Raw genomic sequence first — 16,375 nt, 5'->3', positions numbered from 1 at the left:
GCTCCAGATGTCGGCGCAGGGGGCGCTCGCCGCGTCCGGGCCCGTGGCCCGGCACCTCAACGGACACGGCAACGGGCACCTCAACGGGCACGGCAACGGCGCGGCGGAGTCTCCGGCCCACCAGGACTTCCAGCGGTTCTAGGGAGACAGCGCACCATGAGCCATCCCATCGAACCGGCCAGCGCCCGTTCCAGCTACCTGAGCTTCATGCTCGCGGAGGAGGAGTACGCCGTGGGCCTCCTGCGGGTGCGGGAGATCATCGAGTACCGCCCCGTCACCCGCGTGCCGGGGATGCCGGTCGCAGTTCAGGGCGTCATCAACCTGCGCGGCAGCGTGGTGCCTGTCGTGGACCTGGCGGTGAAGTTCGGCCTGCCGCCCCGGCCCATCACCCGCTGGTCCTGCTTCGTCATCGTCGAGGTGACGCTCGACGGGCAGCAGACGGTGCTGGGGCTGCTCGCGGACACCGTGCGCGAGGTGCTGGAGCTGGGGGGCGACGACATCGAGCCGCCCCCCGCCTTCGGCACCCGCGTGCGGCTGGAGTTCCTGCGGGGCATGGGCCGGCACAACGACACGTTCATCCTGCTCCTGGACCTGGACCGGCTGCTGTCCCTGGAGGAGCTGCTGCGGCTGACGAGCGCCGCCGACGAGGCCCCGGCCACCGTGCCTCCCCCGGCGTCCGTGGCCGCGCTGCCGGAAGTCCCGGGCAACGGGTGAGGGGATGACTGGGCCCGTGCAGTGGTCGCACGCGTTGCCTCCCGCGCTGTCGCACGCGGAGCTGATGCTGTTCCAGCACCTGGTGGAGACGGAGACGGGCATCCACCTGTCCGCGGCCAAGAACGCGCTGGTGGCGAACCGACTGTCGCGGCGGCTGCGGGAGCTGGGGCTGGGCTCGTTCGCCGCGTACCACGCGTATGTCACCACGCGCGGCAACGAGGCGGAGAAGGTGCGGATGCTCGACAGCCTCTGCACCCACGAGACGTCCTTCTTCCGCGAGCCCCGGCACTTCGAGCTGCTGCGCGACCACATCCTGCCGGAGTGGGCCGCCGCGGGGGCCAAGGCCCAGCGCCCCCGGAGCATCCGCGTCTGGAGCGCGGGGTGCTCCACGGGTGAGGAGCCGTACTCGCTGGCGATGACGCTCCTGGAGGCGTTCCCCCGGGGCTCCGGGTGGAATCTGGAGATCGTGGCGACGGACCTGTCCACCTGGGCCGTGCAGCGCGCGGAGCAGGGGCTCTGGAGCCAGGAGCGGGCGCGGACCATCCCGCCCCTGCTCTTGCGCAAGTACATGCTGAAGGGCGTGCGCAGTCAGGAGGGGTTGATGACGGCGGGCCCGGAGCTGCGCTCCGTGATGCGCTTCGACCGCGCCAACCTGCATGTCCCGGCCACCTGGCCTGGAGGGACGTTCGACCTCATCTTCTGCCGCAATGTGCTCATCTACTTCGGCACGGAGGCGCGCGTGCGGGTCATCCAGGGGCTGCTCCAGCGCCTGCCCACGACGGGGTACTTCTTCCTCGGGCACGCGGAGAGCCTCATCGGCATCACCGCGGCGGCCCGCTCGGTGAGCGCCAACGTGTACACGCCCCGCCCGGGGCCCGCGACGCCGTCCCGCGAGTAGCGCCGGGAGCTGGTTCGTCCAAGGGGATGGAGGCGCTGGACCGGGCCCCGAGGGCCGTGGGAAGAGGGCGCTGTCGCGAGGTCAGGAGGGCGGCGCATGCACCCGGGGGTTTCCATCACAGCCGATGCCACGGAGAGCTGGGGGCTCCCGACCGCGGGCCCGGGGCTGCTCCTGGACGTGCCCTCCGGAGGCCGCTGGAGCCAGCGCCCGGCCCTGCACCTGGAGGCAGCCCCTGGCTACCGGCTTCGCTGGATGAGCGGAGGACTGCCGCTGCTCTGGAGCCGCATCGATCCGTGGTGGGACCGCGCGGTCTTCCTGCGGGGCAGGGGGCCGGCCCCCTGCATCCTGCCGCCGCTGACGGCTCCCGAGGTCCGCGCCGTGGCGCAGGCTCCGGGCTCCGCGCAATGGTGGGAGGCCTGGGCCTGGGCGCTGGCGCGCGCGCTCGTGGCGGCACCCGCGTCCGTGCTCCATGCCGGGCAGTGGTGCCTGCGGCCCGTAAAGCCCCTTCCCGCCGACAAGGCCGAGCGCCACCCTGTGTCTCCCATGGAGTGGGGCTTCGGTCAGCCTCCCCAACCTCCCCACTCGCTGGAAGCCGTGACGCGGTTCAGCCAGGCCTGGAACGAGGACTGGTGGGACACGCTGCCAGCGCAGCGGCCGGGCGCCGTGCTCGCGCTCCGCGCACCCTCCGCCCGCGACGATGGGCGGGTGAAGAGCTGGCGCAAGCGCGCGAGGGACGGAACATCGCCCCCCGCGCTGCTGCTCTATGTGGACATCCTGGCGAAGTGGCTGGTGCTGGACGGACACGACCGGCTGCACGCGGCGCTGTTGGAGGGCGTGGAGCCACCCCTGCTGGGATTGTGGCCGTCCGTCGCCGTGCCTCTTCCCGCGGCCTCCACGCGCGAAGAGGGCGCGCTGTTCAGCGCGGAGTTTCAGCTGCGCGCCGGGGCGACGCCGACGGTCGTCGACCGCGTCAACCACATGCTGCTGCTCCACTTCGCGCGCCCCCTGAAGGGCACCGTGTCGCGGGCCTGGCCGCTCACGGGTGGGCTGGAGGCGTGGCGGGCGGGGGTCCTCGCCCGTCGCCGGGAGGACAAGGCCTTCCCCCTGGACGAAGCGCATTGGGATTGGTTCGTCCGCGAGTAGCGCCGGGGGGCCGGCCCAGGGAACGAGCCACCTCTGGCTGGTCGGCCGAGTCGAAGTCGCAAGGGAGCCCTCGTCTCCAGATTGGAGGTGGACCCGAGGCCGTCTGGTCACGGCCTCCCCTTTCTCAAGGAGACAGCACCATGGGGCGCGCAATCATCAAGAAGGTCGGCGAGGCGGACGAGCGCCGGCTCTTTGTTTCGCACGGTGAAGCAGATGTCTTGAACGTCGGCGAGCTCATCCTCGGCCGGGGCATCTTCGAGCCGGGCTGGCAGTGGTCGAAACACGTGAAGCCTCTCGCCGGCACCGAGTCCTGCGAGGTGGTGCACACCCTCTGCATCCTCTCCGGACGGATGCACATCCAGATGCGGGATGGCGAGGAGTTCGACCTGGGCCCGGGGGACGTCGCCTTCATTCCTCCGGGCCACGATGCCTGGGTCGTGGGCGACGAGATCTGCCGCGCCGTGGACTTCACCGGGGCGGAGGACTACGCCCGCGCCCGCATGGGCAGGGACGAGGCGCCGCAGCCTTCCCTGCAGTAGGCCCGGGCCCACGCCAAGACGAGCGAGCACACCCGCATGCACGTGGCACCCGCGTGTCGGAGGTTACGGGGGAACCCGGGGCCACGGGCCCATCCCACGGAGGCAATGCCATGAGTGATGCAGACAGGATTCGCGAGGTCCTTCTTCAGATCGCGGAGCTGGTCAGCTCGGTGACGCAAGAGGAGGGCCCGTCAGGGGGCGAGCACTACGCCGAAGAGGAGGGTGTGGAAGCGCAGCCTGCCAGCGTCAGCGGGTGCACGCTGAAGGTCCTGCCCAAGCGCCTGGTGGTGAAGGCGGCGGAGGTCGCGCGGAAGATCAACCCGGTCAATGCTCCGGTGCCAGGGCCTCTTGCCGCGATGGGCGTGCAGCTACCGCTGGACCCGCTGCGAATCGCGCTCCTGACGTCGAAGTACTGGGGACCGGCCACGCGGCGGCTGACCGTCAGCTTCCTGGAGTCCACGCCGGCCAACCTGCGGGCCCGCATCGTCCAGCACCTGAACGCCTGGGCCACGACCTCCAGCGTCTCCTTCGTCGAGACGGGCGGGACCGGTGACGTCCGGATCTCCCGTGGCAGCGGCGGCTACTGGTCGTACCTCGGCACGGACGTCAAGCTCATCCCGACGCACCTGCCGACGATGAACCTGGAAGCCTTCACGATGAATACACCCGAGTCCGAGTACTGCCGCGTCATCCGGCACGAGGCGGGGCACACGCTCGGCTTCCCGCACGAGCACATGCGGCGGGAGCTGGTGGCGCGGATCGAGCCCAAGAAGGCGTATGCGTACTTCCTCGCGACGCAGGGCTGGGACAAGGCCACGGTCGACCAGCAGGTGCTCACCCCGCTCGACGACATGTCCATCTTCGCCACGCCCCCGGATCAGACCTCCATCATGTGCTACCAGCTCCCCGCCTCCATCACCCGCGACGGGCAGCCCATCCTGGGAGGCGTGAACATCAACGCGACGGACTCGATGTTCGCGGGCCTCATCTACCCCAAGTTCGGCTTCGCCGAGACGAAGGCCGGCCGCAAGGAGAAGGTGGAGCGCGAGGAGGAGTTCGTCCCTACGATGGCCCAGGCCTACGCGCAGGACTGGGGCGCGGCACAGGATCCGCAGCTCATCATGTAGGCTGCCTTGCATGCCCTACCAACGCCCTCCGGTGAAGGCCCCGCGACTGTCTGGCGTGGCCCTCAAGGCCCTCGTCAACACCCTGGAGCGGGGCGGCGTCGGGCCCGTGTTGGTGGAGAAGCTGATGCGGGACAGCGGCATCGACAGCTGGCGCGAGCTGTCCGCCGGAGAGGCGCCGCCCCTCCAGTACCCCCTGCCGCCCGGCGCGCCTCCGGCCGAACCCCAGACACCGGAGGCGCAGGCCGCGCGCGCCGTCGCCGCGTCGCCCGTGGCGCCGAAGCGCGAGACGGTGGCGGCCTTCGCGCGCGCCTACCGCGACGGCGCGACGGACCCGGTGGCCGTGGTGCACCGGATCCATGAGGCCATCGACCGGCTGGACAGCGGCGCGGACCGCCTGGGCCTCTTCATCGCGCGCAAACCCGACGAGGTGCTGCGGGCCGCGGAAGCAGCAGGGGAGCGGCTGCGCGCCGGCAGGCCCTTGAGCGTGCTCGATGGCGTGCCCGTCGTCCTGAAGGACGAGCTGGACCTGGCGGGCTTCCCCACGACGCTGGGCACGACGTTCCGCTCCGAGCTGGCCCAGGCCGACTCTACCGTGGCCGCGCGCCTGAAGGCCGCGGGCGCGGTCATCCTGGGCAAGGCGAACATGCAGGAGATTGGCATCAACCCCATTGGGCTGAACCCGCACCACGGCGCCGCGCGCAACCCGTGGAACCGGGGCCACCTCACCGGCGGCAGCTCCAGCGGCTCGGGGGCCGTCGTGGCGGCGGGCCTGTGCCCGGTGAGCATTGGCGCGGACGGGGGCGGCTCCATCCGGATCCCCGCCGCGCTCTGCGGTGTCGTGGGCCTCAAGGCGACCTGGGGCCGCATCCCGGAGACGGGCGTGCCGCCGCTGTGCTGGAACGTGGCGCACGTCGGCCCCATGGGGCTCACCGTCGACGACGTCGCGGCGGTGTATGCGCTGGTCGCGGGCTCCGACGGGCGGGACGTCGCCTCGTTGCAGCAACCGCCGCACCACCTGTCCGGCTATGAAGACGGCGCGTTGAAGGGCGTCCGCCTGGGCCTCTGCACGCCCCACTTCGAGGACGCGGACTCCGACGTGGTGGCCCGGTGCCGGGAGGCGGTGCGGGCCCTCACCGACGCGGGGGCCACGGTGGTGGAGCTTCCACCGCCCGACCTCAACACCATCCTCTGGACGCACAGCTGCATCATCCTGAGTGAGATGACGGAGGCGATGCTGCCGCAGGTGAAGGCGCGCGCGTCGGTGTTCGGCCTCGACTCGCGCACCAACCTGGCGCTGGGGCGTCACTTCCGGGCGACGGACTTCGTCCACGCGCTGCGGCACCGGCACCGGCTGACCCGGGAGCTGCTGGCCCTCATGGCGGACGTGGATGTCATCGTCTCTCCGACGACGGCCAGCACCGCCCCGCCGATTCCCGAGGCGACGCTCCCCGCCGGAGAGTCGAACCTGCCCATGGTGGACGTGCTGATGCGCTTCATCCGCCTGGCGAACCTCACGGGCTGCCCCGCCCTCTCGGTGCCCGCGGGCTTCGACCGCGCGGGCCTGCCGGTGGGCGTGCACCTCACGGGGCGGCCGTATGAGGAGCACCTGCTGCTGCGCCTGGGCCGGGTGGTGGAGCGCGCGACGGAGCGCCGCACGCCGGCCCTGCACGTGAATGTCCTGCCCTGACGGGGCGAGCACGCTCTGGCGCATGCGGTAGGGAACATCTGCTGGCGCGCACCGGCCTCTTGCGCCCGTGAGGGGCTTGCATTTGTTAGCTTCGGCTCCGTCCCGCCAAGGGTGGCGTGGACAGGAGGCAACCCCGGCATGGATTCACTCGACACGCGCTTGGAGCGGCTGGATGCCCGCTACCGACGGTTGCAGGGCCTTACCTTCGCCGCGCTCGTCGTGGCGGGACTGGGCCTGGGCGCGGCGGCCCTGCGTGACCCACCGACGACCGCAGGAGAGCTGATCGTCTCCCGGCTGGTGCTCAAGGATGCGCAGGGCCGCACGCGGGCCACGCTGGACACGAACAAGACAGGAGGCGCGTCCCTGGTGCTGCGCGACAGCGAGGGCCGGCCGCGGGCGCTCTTGGGCATGGGCGAGGACGACTCGCCCCGGCTGCGCTTCTCCACCGCGGGCGGTGAGTCGCTGGCGGAGCTCATCGTGTTCTCGGACGAGGCCCCGCGCCTGACGCTGTCCAACGCCGGTGGCGTGGACCTGTTCGCGGTCGGCCTCCAGGTGGACGGCTCGTCGCGGCTGGAGCTGGCGGATGCGAACGGGCTGCCCCGCGCCATCCTCGGCGCGGACGAGAACGGCTCACCCGGGCTGGTCCTGGTGGATCGGCGCGGCCAGACGCGGGCGGCCCTGCGTGTGGGCCGCTCGGACGAGGCAAGCCTCGTGCTGGAGGGACGCGACGGCGCGGTGTTCCGCGCGCCCAGCGTGCAATAGCCGTCTGCCCGGACCCGGTGCGCAGCCTCAATCCCAGCCGCGCAGCTGCATGCGCACGCGCCGGGTCAACAGCTCCCACTCCTCCCGCTTGAGGGTGGCCAACACCCGGCCGCCCACGATGGTGAGCCCGGTGAGTGTCATCACCAGGAACCCGATGCGGTGGTCCCTCAGCCCCGCGTCGAGCAGGTTGGCCACCACGTCCAGGGTGAGGAACAGCGTCCCCAGCGCCAGGTAGGCGCGGATCTGCAACGCCATCCCCACCCCCACGCCGAGCAGGCAGACCGCGCCGAAGACGAGCGCATACGTCCCGTCCGCCGACTCGCCCATCCGCAGCGCCAGTTTCGCCGCCGCGGGCACGTACAGGAGCAGCCCTCCGAGGATGCGCACCGCGTTGCGGGCGGCGTGCGGCAGGCTGGACGTGAAGAGCTGCCCCAGCATCAGGAGCAGCAGGCCCAGCGGCGCCAGGTACACCTCCAGCCCCTCCAGCCCGAACGCGAGCGCGGCGATGAGCAGCGCCAGGTTGCAGGCGCCCGCCGCGAACGCGCCGAACATCCGGCTGCGCTCCACCGCGCCCAGCGCCGAATACAGCAGGCCCGACCCGCCCGCGAGCAGGGCGGCCTCGCCCGTCGCGTCCCCGGGGAGGACGAGCGCGATGCCAATGGGCAGCAGCGCCGCGAACCGCCGCGTCGCCTGCTCCACGGGCCGCACGCCCGCCCTGCGCGCCAGCACCGTCACGCCCACCAGCACGAAGCCCAGCGACAGCGCGAAGAGGGCGTCATGCTCGGGGCGCAGGCCCTGCGCGTACAGGCCGCGCACCAGCGCGTAGACGCCCACCACCGCCACCTGCACGAAGTACACGTGCCGGCCCGTGTGCTCGCGCCAAGCGCAGTGCAGGGCCACCCCGACGGACAGCCCGATGGACGCGAGGGCCAGCGGCAGCGCCTCCTCCGTCGCCCGGCCCCCCACGGCGAGGACGGCGAGCAGCACGCCGGTGGCCACGAGCCACAGGTCGCGCCCCCAGCCGACTCCGCCCGCCACGTCGCTTCGTCGCCGTGACGTCACGCGATGGGCGACGTGCAGCGCCAGGGCACTCCCCGCGGCGGCCAGGGCCAGCGCCGCTCCCTGTGAGGTGAAGAGGCTCGCGTAGTCCGGCCACTGCGCCAACTGGAGCGCGCGGATGACGAAGGACACCATCAGCGCGGAGACGACGGCGCTGCCCATCACCACCGTTCCGAGTCCCGCGACGAACCCGGCGAAGGCCCCCCGCCACTGGAACGCCGCCACCAGCAGCGTCGCGGCGATGAGCGCGAGCGTCAGCGGGAAGGCGGGGGAGACCATCCACGTGCCACCCAGGCCCTGGAGCATCCGCCAGAGGAGGACGGGGACGGCCATCGTCGGCGACGTCCCACCCGTCACGGCCAGCGCGTAGGCCATGGCCGCCAGGGCGTAGGGCACCACGGCCAGGTGAGCGCGGACCCGCGTGGGGCCCGCGTCGAGCCCCCGTCGCCGCGCGACCCACGGGCTGAGCGCCACCACCGCCAGCGCCACCAGCGCGAGCACCGGGCCCGGCCACGTGGCGAAGAAGGCCTCGCGGTGCGCCTCCGCATGGACGAGCAGGAGGAGGCTGACGCCCAGGGCGGCTCGCCCCGGTCCGCGAGTCCCTCCGATGAACAGCGCGGCCCCCGTGGCGAAGGCGAGCCCCGCGGCGGTGAGCCCGGGCTGGAAGAACGCCGCCGCCGCCACGAGCATCACGGCCATGAAGGACCAGCGGCGCAGGGCCCGGAGGAAGGGCAGGTGGGCGTACTCGTCGCCCAGGGAGAAGAGGCGGCGGAGCAAGGCGCGCCCCGCTTCCAGGCGGGCCACCAGGATCGCCGCTCCTGCGTAGGCGAGCCCCGCGGCGGCGATGCCCACGAAGGCCCGCTGCCACAGGAAGAAGAGGGTGTCCCCGGGCGCAAGCCACGCCTCGGGCTGGAGCCAGTGGAGGGACTCACCCAGGGCCTCCACCGCCGTGGCGCGCACCCATTGCCCGTCGGGGGGCAGCAGCGTGGCCAACGGAGCCCCGAGCAGGGACTGCTGCGCGCCCCAGAGCGCGGCGCCGGGCAGCCCCAGCACGAGGCCCAGGTGGATGAGGGGACGCGAGCGGAAGGAGGCCGCGAGCAACAGCCAGAGCAGCGCCGAGCCCAGCACCAGGAGCGGAGGCACCACGCCGAGCGCACGGGATGGATCCGGCAGCCCGACGCGCACGGCGGAGCGCACGAGGACCACGGCCAGCGCGGCCACGCCCAGATGCGGCACCGCGTGGTAGAGCGGCCCGTGCCGTGGCCTCTCCAGGAACTGGCCGAGCCACGGGCCGAAGCGCCGCGTCGCCAGCGCCAGGGCCCAGAGCGCGATGCCGATGAGCGGAAGGCGCAAGCCCACCACGTCGGGCGGAAGCGGTCGGCCCGCGCGGTTGATGATCGCGGTGAGCGCGATGAACCCTCCGCCCGCGGCGAGTGTCACCACCGAGCCGCGCAGCTGATACGCCACGAAGCCGCGCGACACGAACGCCAGGAGCGCCAGCGCCGTGAGCAGCGCCCCCGCGAGCAGGAAGTGCGGCCGCTCGTCGCTGACGGGCACGGGGATCCACTGCGCGAGCGTGGCGGTCGCGAAGACGGCCTGCACGAGCGCCGCGGCCGCGAAGCCATCCGTGAGCAGGGGCCGCCCTCGCGCGCCGAACGGCAGGGGGATGCCGCCCAGCAGCCGCCGACCCTTCGGAGAAGGCGCTGCCCCTGCGGCGGGGCCGCGACCGCGCAGCGCCGCGAGGAGCGCGAAGCCGAGTCCCAGCGACGCGGCCACGAGGGCGGCTCGCGTCGAGGTGAAGTCGGAGACCGTGCCCATGCCGCGCGTCACCGTGAGCGCGAGCCCCGTGGCGACGAGGAAGCCCACGAGCCGGCTGCCCTCCCTGCGCAGGCGCACCAGCAGCACCGCCGTGGCCAGCGCCGTGGGCACGCAGACGAGCAGGGCTCCATGGGTCCCCGCGAACGACGCGAGCGCGTCCGGCAGGGTGGGCGTCACGCCCAGGGCCAGCACCACCCCGAGCGCGGCCATGCCCAGCGAGAGGTCCTCCAGGGGCATGAGCAGGTCGCTTTGGCCCGTGCGCCGCAGCCACGCGTCCTGCACGAGCCCGGCGAGCCCGTAGAGTCCCGCCGCGAGCGCGAAGACGGTGAGGCTCGCCGTGTTCGAGGCAAGCTCCGGTGTCCCCGCGACGACCGCGAGTGCTCCGAAGATGGCGGCGACTCCGCCCAGGTAGTGGAGGCCCCGCCAGTTCCAGCCCCCCGCGACGTGGGCCGCGACCGCGATGATCAGCCCTGTCAGCGCGTTCGGCCAGAAGCCACCTGCTCCCCAACCCCAGGACACCATCGAGACAGCGGGCATCGTCGCCAGGGAGCCGACGACGCTCCATGCCAGCATCCGGTTGCGCAGGCCCTGGGCCGGATTCACCCGGGCCATGAGCAGCAAGCCGGCGCACACCGCGGCGACGCCGAAGCACCACCACGCCGGCTCCGCGGGAGCCAGGATGCGCGCGAACAGCGCCCCCGAGAGCAACGCGGCCATGACGCCCGTGTGCACCAGCGCCCGGCGTCGCGGCTCCAGCGCGAAGAAGACCCACGCGGCCATCACGGGCGCGCACGCGGACGCCACGTCCACCTGGCCATCGTCCCCCGGCGAGACGGAGAACGCGCCGAGCGCGCCCGCGAGCGCGGCACTCGCCACCACCGCGTGCGCCAGCGTCTCGAACACCGGGCCCGCGCGCGGGTACGCCTCGCGGACGGCGTCCGTGGACGCGGCCCATGCCACCACCGCGCCGAGCGCCAGCGCCCAGAGCGTGAGGCCCGCGAAGAGGGGGCTGCCCGGCTCCAGCGCATCGAAGCTGGAGGGCCCGCTCGCCACGCAGAAGACCGCCAGCCAGAGCGCGCCGTAGAGCGCGGCGCCCGCGCTGACGAACAGCGCCTTGCCCGGAGCCGCCACCCGCGCACGCCACACCGTGGCACCGAGCGCCACCACGCCCGCGGATGCGCACAGCGCGCGCGGCCAGGGCGCTTCGTCCCACCCCATCAACGGCAATCCCGCCAGGAGCGAGGGGAACAGCGCCATGGCAAGTGACCCGGCGGACGTCCCATGCAACAGCCGCCCCGCGGTCCTCAGCGGAAGGAGGGCGAGGGCCGCGACCCCGAGCGCGACGGGGAAGCCCACGGTCGGCGTCAACGCCACCAGCGCCGACAGCGCGATGAACACCACCGGCAGCAGGGCCAGCCCGATGCCCGCGAGGACCCGCCCGGCCGACAGCGAGCGCCGCGACAGGAACGCCCCCAGCCCGATGAAGGCCGCGTGGTAGCCCAGGAGCGCGCCGGAGACGAGCAACTGCCGGGGCACGCCGCCGAGCGCCCGCCACGCCTCGCGGACTCCCATGAGCGAGCCGCCCAGCACGAGCACCGCGCCGAGGAACCACCAGATGTACTCGTGGAGGCGGGGCGCGCCTTCGATCTCATCGAGCGCGACCACGGCCTCCAGTCCGCCCCCCAGCGCTCCGGTATTCCCCCGCGTGAACAGCGCTCCTCCCGAGCCCATCGCCGAGCGCAGGTCATCCTCGTGGGAGTCGCCTTCGTCGTCCCGAGCGCCGGCACGCGCCGCCGCCCGCCGCCGCTCCGCCTGCTCCCGCTCCGCCTTCGCGGTCTCCTCCATCGAGTGCGCGAGCGCGGCCCCCCAGCCCGGACGCCACCCTCCCGCGCGACGAAGCGACGCGGCGACGCCCTCCGCCCAGGCCTCCACGCGAACCGCAGGGTCGGCGGGGGGCTCCGCCAGGCTCGCGGCCACGGGGACGGCGAAGGACTCGGGCCCGGGCGCGGCGGCTTCCGCCGGAGCCTGGAGTGACGCCTCGAGCCGGTCCGCCGTGGCGCGATCCAGCAACCCGTCGAAGCGCCAGCGCTCGATGCGACGGCGCACCAGCGCCTGCGCGAAATCATCGAGGTGCCGTCCCGTGGCGGGCACGAGCGTGGCGCCACACTCCGGGCACGTGGCCCCCGAGTCGGTGGCGCGAAGTTCCGCACAGGCTGGGCAGATCATTGGACGGACAGCATAGCGGGGACTCCCACACAGCGGGTGGGACCCCTGGTGACACTGTCTCCACGCGCCGCCCCTGGAGCGTCAGCGCTTCGGCACGGTGGTGCAACAGCCTGACTTCGCGCAGCGAACGAAGCCCTGGGTCCTGCAGGTGTCATCGCTCGTGCAGGCGGGGCCCTGGCCCGGCTGACCACACGTGGGGGCCGGTTCACCCCCGCCCCCGCCATCCGGCCTCACAGCCTGGATCGACACGGTGGGACACCGGGGCCGCTGGGGATTTCCCACGCAGCTGTTGGTGCTGCTGGTCATCACGTTCTGCGGACAGGGGATGCGCGTCGTCGGTTTCCCCTGGGCGCCCACGCCGAAGCAGGCGCCCACCTCCGCGAGGTTGCAGCGCTCGTCACAGCGGAAGGCGACGCTGCCTCTCACGTCGAACGCCGAGATCAGCTCCTCCAGCGCCACCCCCTTGCCGATGTTGTCGCGCAGGACAGCGGGTGTCCCCTCGTCGCCCGGGAGCGACTTCAGGGCCTCGATGGTGCTGGTGAAGTAGGTCCTGGAATCCATCCCCGTGCAGCTTCCGTGTTTGGGCCACTCGTGGTTCGCGAGGAAGAAGTTGTCCGTGACGTACCCGGGGCCGTATTTGCCCATGTCTTCTGGAATCGTGGCGGGGTCGGGGAAGCACCGCGCGGGCGCAGCGCTGCTCCGGCATTCACAGAGCCCGCCGCAGAAGGCCGGGTACATGCACTTCTGTTGCTCCGCCTCGGCGTCATTGAACTGGGGCCACAGCCCGTGGAGGGTGAGGTGCGTCGCGGCGAAGCTCCCGGCGAGCTGTTCGCACTGCTCCTTGTCGGGATGGCCCGGGCAGAAGTTCGGCGCCCACGTCAGCGCGAGCAGGTACGCGCCAAAGCGCGGCGTGGCACACACCCATCCGTCCGTCGCGGAGGGGTTGGGGGAGAAGCAGTTGCAGGCGGTGGCCTGGGGACGTCCGAACTCGAACTCGATGGCTTCCGGAGTCGCCAGGGCGAGCGGCCGGGCCGTGGCGGTCGGCCCCGTCGGTGTTGCCTCGGGAGGTGCCGAGGGATGCGTGCGGCACCCCTGCGCGATGACCAGACACACCCATAGGGCAAGGCACGGCGGGAGGCGCATGGACGTTCTTCCTCGGAGCGGGTCGGCAGCGGCTCCAAGGTACGGAGCCGTGGCCGGGCGCCACACCCCGCGCCCCGGTCCGTCCATGTGTCTGGGATTGCGGCCCGCCCCTGCCCCAGGGGCTCACGCCCCTGCCGGTCACGGCTCCCCTTCAGGCCTTGCGTGCCGCCTTCTTCCGGGCGCCCTTCTTGCCCCGCGCGGCGCGCGGCTTCGCGGCCGTGGCGATGGGAGGGCAGACGAACGGGGTGCCACAGACGCCCGTGACGTGGACGTTGAACTCGAAGCGGTGCGTGGCGGGAGTCCCGCCCAGCAGGGTGATGTGGACGGGCAGCGTGGCCGCACCGGAAATCGGGCCAATGCTTTGCCCCGCGGGAATCGTTGCGGAGATGTGCTCGGCGCCTTGCCCCAGAGCGGTCAGCGCGACCTGGAGTGCCGCCGAGGGATGGAGCTCGTAGACGGGGACCGACACGCCCCAGCGGGGCAGGTTCACGACGTCGATGGACGTGCCTCCGATGACGATCTCAGGCCCCACATGGACGCCCTGCACCAGGAACTCCGTCCTCCGAGCGCAATCCGGCAGGCAGAGCTCGACTTCGACGGAGGTCTGGCCGACGAGGATCACGCCTCGGCCCGAGAGTGTCACGGGTGTTGCCATGGTCTGTCTCCCTGTATAGGTTCAGTTGCAGTAGTACGTGGGGGCAAGCTCCAGGACGCGCTGCTCGGCCGAGGGGGAGAGCGCGCGCAGGCGTGAGAGGAAGAGGGGGGCCTTCATCCCCATGCCGATGAAACCCCAGACATAGGAGCGCTCCTGGGATTCGGCGAGCTGCTTCCGCTCGGCGTCCGTGAACGTGCGCCCCACCGCCTTCTCGAACGTCTGGAGGTCCAGTTCGAGCTGCGCGTTGAGCGTGCCCCGCAGCGCCTGGAGGAGCTCGGCGTACTCCGTCATCGCCGTGCCCAGCGAGTCGGGCTCCTGGGCGAGGATCTTCTGGGCCTCCAGGAAGTCGAGCCGCGTGTGCTGCGACTCCTCCAGCCAGTGGTGCTTGAGCAGGTTGCAGAACAGCGGGTCCAGCACCTCGTCCTGGTTGCCGCGGACGGTTTCCAGGTAGTGCTGCTGCGTCATCAGCTCCATGTGCAGGTTGAAGATGAGCACGCCCAGGTTCGACTTCGTCATGATGGCCTTGGCCACCTGGACCTGGTTGTCGAGCAGGGCCGGGGCGACCTTGAACCCGCGGGCGAACGCGCTGGTGAAGCGCGCGAAGAGCTGCTGGTGCTTCAGCTCCTCCTCGGTGAAGCGCAGCAGCGCGCGCATGTGCGTCGGGTTCCCGTGGAGCTCCAGGCCGGCGCGCTGCGCCGCCAGGGCCACGGCGTACTCCTCCAGGAACAGGAACAGGTGCGCATAGCTGTTGGAGCGGATCTGATTGAGCATCAGCTTCTCGTCGGTGCTCAAGAAGCTGAAGGCTTCCGACCCCGTCAGCGCATCCGAGAGGAACCGGCGGCTGAAATCAAGGACGGTGTCCTTGGGGAGCAGGTCATCAATCCGCCAGGACACCTTCTCTGAACTCTGGATGCAGGACTGGTACTCGGAGGTCTGATTGATCATTCAATAATCAGACGACCGTTCTTCACTCCTCGTCAAGATGTGCGGAATTGAATCACCCGGGGTGTCCTCAGGGGTGGGCGGCCCAGCGCAGCACCTGGAGCATCTGCACCTTGGCGCTCAGGAAGAAGCGCGGAGCTCCGGTGGCCTGCGGATCCGCGCCTCCCATCACCGGCACGTTCGTGTTCAACACACCACCTGTCAGGGTGTCCGAGGGCGTGGTACCCGCGGCGTCGTTGTCCACCCAGAGCCGGACCTTCCCGTCCCCGTCGTAGCAACCGGTGACGAGGTAGCCATTGCTGCCATTGAGGCCGTCCAGCGGAAGGGTGGCGTATTGATAACCCCCACCCACGTGGACGCCGAAGCGCAGCACCCGCGAGCCCGTACTGGAGCGGAACAGCTCCAGGCCGAATCCGCCGGACTCCGCCTTGTTCAGCAGGGCCATGGTGCAGCTGCTGGCGCCGCCCGGGCAGGTGGTGAGCAGGTCGTCCAGGTTGAGGTACGCGCTCACGAAGTAGCCCTGCCCGGCGGCCGTGTCCGCGTCGTAGAAGGGCAGGGATTGCGCGGAGGCCGCGGCGAAGACGAGCGACGTGCCGTGCCGGTCCTCCCCCGTCGCGTCCGTCCTCGTCGTCGGCGCCCCCGGGACGTTGACGGGCACCGTGTAGGCCGTGGTTCCGCCGCGGTGGTAGCGGACGCTCGTGGCTCCGGCCGGCTGGTCCCAGACATTCAGGTAGAGCAGCTGGTTGGCGTCCGAGACGACGGCGCGCGCCTTCGCGACGTCGTACTCCACGATGAAGGCATCCACCTCGTCGCGCAGGTTCGACAGGAACACCTCGCCGTAGCTGGCCGGCAGGGTCCACAGCGAGACGCTCAGGCCGAGGGACTTCGCATAGGCAATCTTCGACAGGATGTTCGCATCCGTGTAGGGGAACTCGATGCCGTGCCACCCCTGCGTGGCCGCGTTCCGGATGAGCCCGTGGTAGGCGACCATGTCCGTCGTCTGGTTCTCCGAGAACAGGACGTGGAGCCGGAGGTAGGGGCTGAGCTCCGGGTACTCGGGGAGCAGGGCCTTCACCGCGTCCAGGTTGGCCCGGCGCGAGTGGAAGCTGCGCAGGACGACGGGGCGGCCCTCGCGCGCGTACCAGGTGCGGCGGGCCCGGAGCGTGTCCAGCACCTGCCGCGCCAGGCTCGTGTGCGTGCTCGTCTCCTTGAGCTCGATGTAGAGCACCGAGTCGTCGGCCTTCAGCTGCGCGGAGTCCAGCACGCTCGCCAGCAGGGCCCCGTTGGTCAGACCATTGTCGTCATGGTCCACGTACACCCGCCCGCCCTCTTCCTTGACGTCGAACTCCAGGAGGTCGGCGTTGGCGTCGATGGCGAGCTTCAGCTTCGCGGTCGTCTTGGAGAGGTTCAGCGCCGACGTGGACTCGGTGTCCACGTAGGCGTTGTGCCGGCAGATGCCCACGACGTGTCCCGTCGGCGTCCGCGGGAAGGCCTTGGTGACGCCGGCCCAGTAGCCGTCATTCACCAGCGGGAGGCCCACCTCGCCCAGCTCCGAGGGCAGGGGCTCGGGGCCCCCGCAAGCCATCAGCGTGAGGAGCCACGCGGCCCCCAGCAGGACGGGGAGGCGTGGCGACGCGGTGTTTCGATGAGACATGGGGCCCT

12 protein-coding genes are annotated in these 16,375 nt (G+C 71.7%); 7 read left to right on the top strand and 5 right to left on the bottom strand.

Going from position 1 to position 16,375, the window contains the following annotated elements:
- Window positions 1-156 precede the first annotated feature (156 nt).
- The 7 genes from D7V93_RS05315 (at window position 157) to D7V93_RS05285 (ending at window position 6,870) form a co-directional block, all read left to right on the top strand.
- Complete coding sequence (locus tag D7V93_RS05315) at window positions 157-714, top strand: chemotaxis protein CheW (RefSeq protein WP_120642322.1); 558 nt, start codon at window positions 157-159, stop codon at window positions 712-714.
- A gap of 4 nt (window positions 715-718) precedes the next feature.
- Window positions 719-1,612: a CheR family methyltransferase gene (locus tag D7V93_RS05310; protein ID WP_120642321.1), complete on the top strand. Its 894-nt coding sequence runs from the start codon at window positions 719-721 to the stop codon at window positions 1,610-1,612.
- A gap of 96 nt (window positions 1,613-1,708) precedes the next feature.
- Window positions 1,709-2,755 carry a hypothetical protein gene (locus tag D7V93_RS05305; protein ID WP_120642320.1) on the top strand — a complete coding sequence of 349 codons (1,047 nt, stop codon included), beginning with the start codon at window positions 1,709-1,711 and terminating at the stop codon, window positions 2,753-2,755.
- A 140-nt stretch (window positions 2,756-2,895) separates the two neighbouring features.
- Entirely contained in the window at window positions 2,896-3,294 is a 399-nt protein-coding gene (locus tag D7V93_RS05300) for a cupin domain-containing protein (protein ID WP_120642319.1), read from the top strand.
- 110 nt (window positions 3,295-3,404) lie between these two features.
- Complete coding sequence (locus tag D7V93_RS05295) at window positions 3,405-4,421, top strand: M12 family metallopeptidase (RefSeq protein ID WP_120642318.1); 1,017 nt, start codon at window positions 3,405-3,407, stop codon at window positions 4,419-4,421.
- 10 nt (window positions 4,422-4,431) lie between these two features.
- Window positions 4,432-6,108, top strand: coding sequence for an amidase (locus D7V93_RS05290; protein WP_120642317.1), 1,677 nt, complete (start codon window positions 4,432-4,434; stop codon window positions 6,106-6,108).
- Window positions 6,109-6,246: 138 nt separating this feature from the next.
- Window positions 6,247-6,870, top strand: coding sequence for a hypothetical protein (locus tag D7V93_RS05285; RefSeq protein WP_120642316.1), 624 nt, complete (start codon window positions 6,247-6,249; stop codon window positions 6,868-6,870).
- A gap of 27 nt (window positions 6,871-6,897) precedes the next feature.
- Here D7V93_RS05285 and D7V93_RS05280 read toward each other — a convergent pair whose 3' ends face one another.
- The 5 genes from D7V93_RS05280 to D7V93_RS05260 form a co-directional block, all read right to left on the bottom strand.
- Window positions 6,898-11,898 carry a hypothetical protein gene (locus D7V93_RS05280; protein ID WP_244237121.1) on the bottom strand — a complete coding sequence of 1,667 codons (5,001 nt, stop codon included), beginning with the start codon at window positions 11,896-11,898 and terminating at the stop codon, window positions 6,898-6,900.
- A gap of 156 nt (window positions 11,899-12,054) precedes the next feature.
- Window positions 12,055-13,116, bottom strand: a complete 1,062-nt coding sequence (locus D7V93_RS05275) for a ribonuclease T2 family protein (protein ID WP_158623653.1) — start codon at window positions 13,114-13,116, stop codon at window positions 12,055-12,057.
- 151 nt (window positions 13,117-13,267) lie between these two features.
- Window positions 13,268-13,771, bottom strand: a complete 504-nt coding sequence (locus D7V93_RS05270) for a hypothetical protein (protein ID WP_147451049.1) — start codon at window positions 13,769-13,771, stop codon at window positions 13,268-13,270.
- Window positions 13,772-13,792: 21 nt separating this feature from the next.
- Window positions 13,793-14,716, bottom strand: a complete 924-nt coding sequence (locus D7V93_RS05265) for a hypothetical protein (RefSeq protein ID WP_120642312.1) — start codon at window positions 14,714-14,716, stop codon at window positions 13,793-13,795.
- Window positions 14,717-14,783: 67 nt separating this feature from the next.
- Complete coding sequence (locus tag D7V93_RS05260; RefSeq protein WP_120642311.1) at window positions 14,784-16,367, bottom strand: PI-PLC domain-containing protein; 1,584 nt, start codon at window positions 16,365-16,367, stop codon at window positions 14,784-14,786.
- Window positions 16,368-16,375: the final 8 nt, after the last annotated feature.

This window comes from Corallococcus llansteffanensis (assembly GCF_003612055.1).
GTDB classification, from domain to species: Bacteria; Myxococcota; Myxococcia; order Myxococcales; family Myxococcaceae; genus Corallococcus; species Corallococcus llansteffanensis.
This window is presented reverse-complemented; position numbering and strand designations above follow the sequence as displayed.

Excerpts from the sequence above, each read along its gene's own strand:
- D7V93_RS05290 (WP_120642317.1), top strand. The coding sequence starts at position 4,432 with ATGCCCTACCAACGCCCTCCGGTGAAGGCCCCGCGACTGTCTGGCGTG.
- D7V93_RS05295 (WP_120642318.1), top strand. The coding sequence starts at position 3,405 with ATGAGTGATGCAGACAGGATTCGCGAGGTCCTTCTTCAGATCGCGGAG.
- D7V93_RS05260 (WP_120642311.1), bottom strand. The coding sequence starts at position 16,367 with ATGTCTCATCGAAACACCGCGTCGCCACGCCTCCCCGTCCTGCTGGGG.
- D7V93_RS05305 (WP_120642320.1), top strand. The coding sequence starts at position 1,709 with ATGCACCCGGGGGTTTCCATCACAGCCGATGCCACGGAGAGCTGGGGG.
- D7V93_RS05300 (WP_120642319.1), top strand. The coding sequence starts at position 2,896 with ATGGGGCGCGCAATCATCAAGAAGGTCGGCGAGGCGGACGAGCGCCGG.
- D7V93_RS05270 (WP_147451049.1), bottom strand. The coding sequence starts at position 13,771 with ATGGCAACACCCGTGACACTCTCGGGCCGAGGCGTGATCCTCGTCGGC.
- D7V93_RS05265 (WP_120642312.1), bottom strand. The coding sequence starts at position 14,716 with ATGATCAATCAGACCTCCGAGTACCAGTCCTGCATCCAGAGTTCAGAG.
- D7V93_RS05310 (WP_120642321.1), top strand. The coding sequence starts at position 719 with ATGACTGGGCCCGTGCAGTGGTCGCACGCGTTGCCTCCCGCGCTGTCG.
- D7V93_RS05315 (WP_120642322.1), top strand. The coding sequence starts at position 157 with ATGAGCCATCCCATCGAACCGGCCAGCGCCCGTTCCAGCTACCTGAGC.
- D7V93_RS05275 (WP_158623653.1), bottom strand. The coding sequence starts at position 13,116 with ATGCGCCTCCCGCCGTGCCTTGCCCTATGGGTGTGTCTGGTCATCGCG.
- D7V93_RS05285 (WP_120642316.1), top strand. The coding sequence starts at position 6,247 with ATGGATTCACTCGACACGCGCTTGGAGCGGCTGGATGCCCGCTACCGA.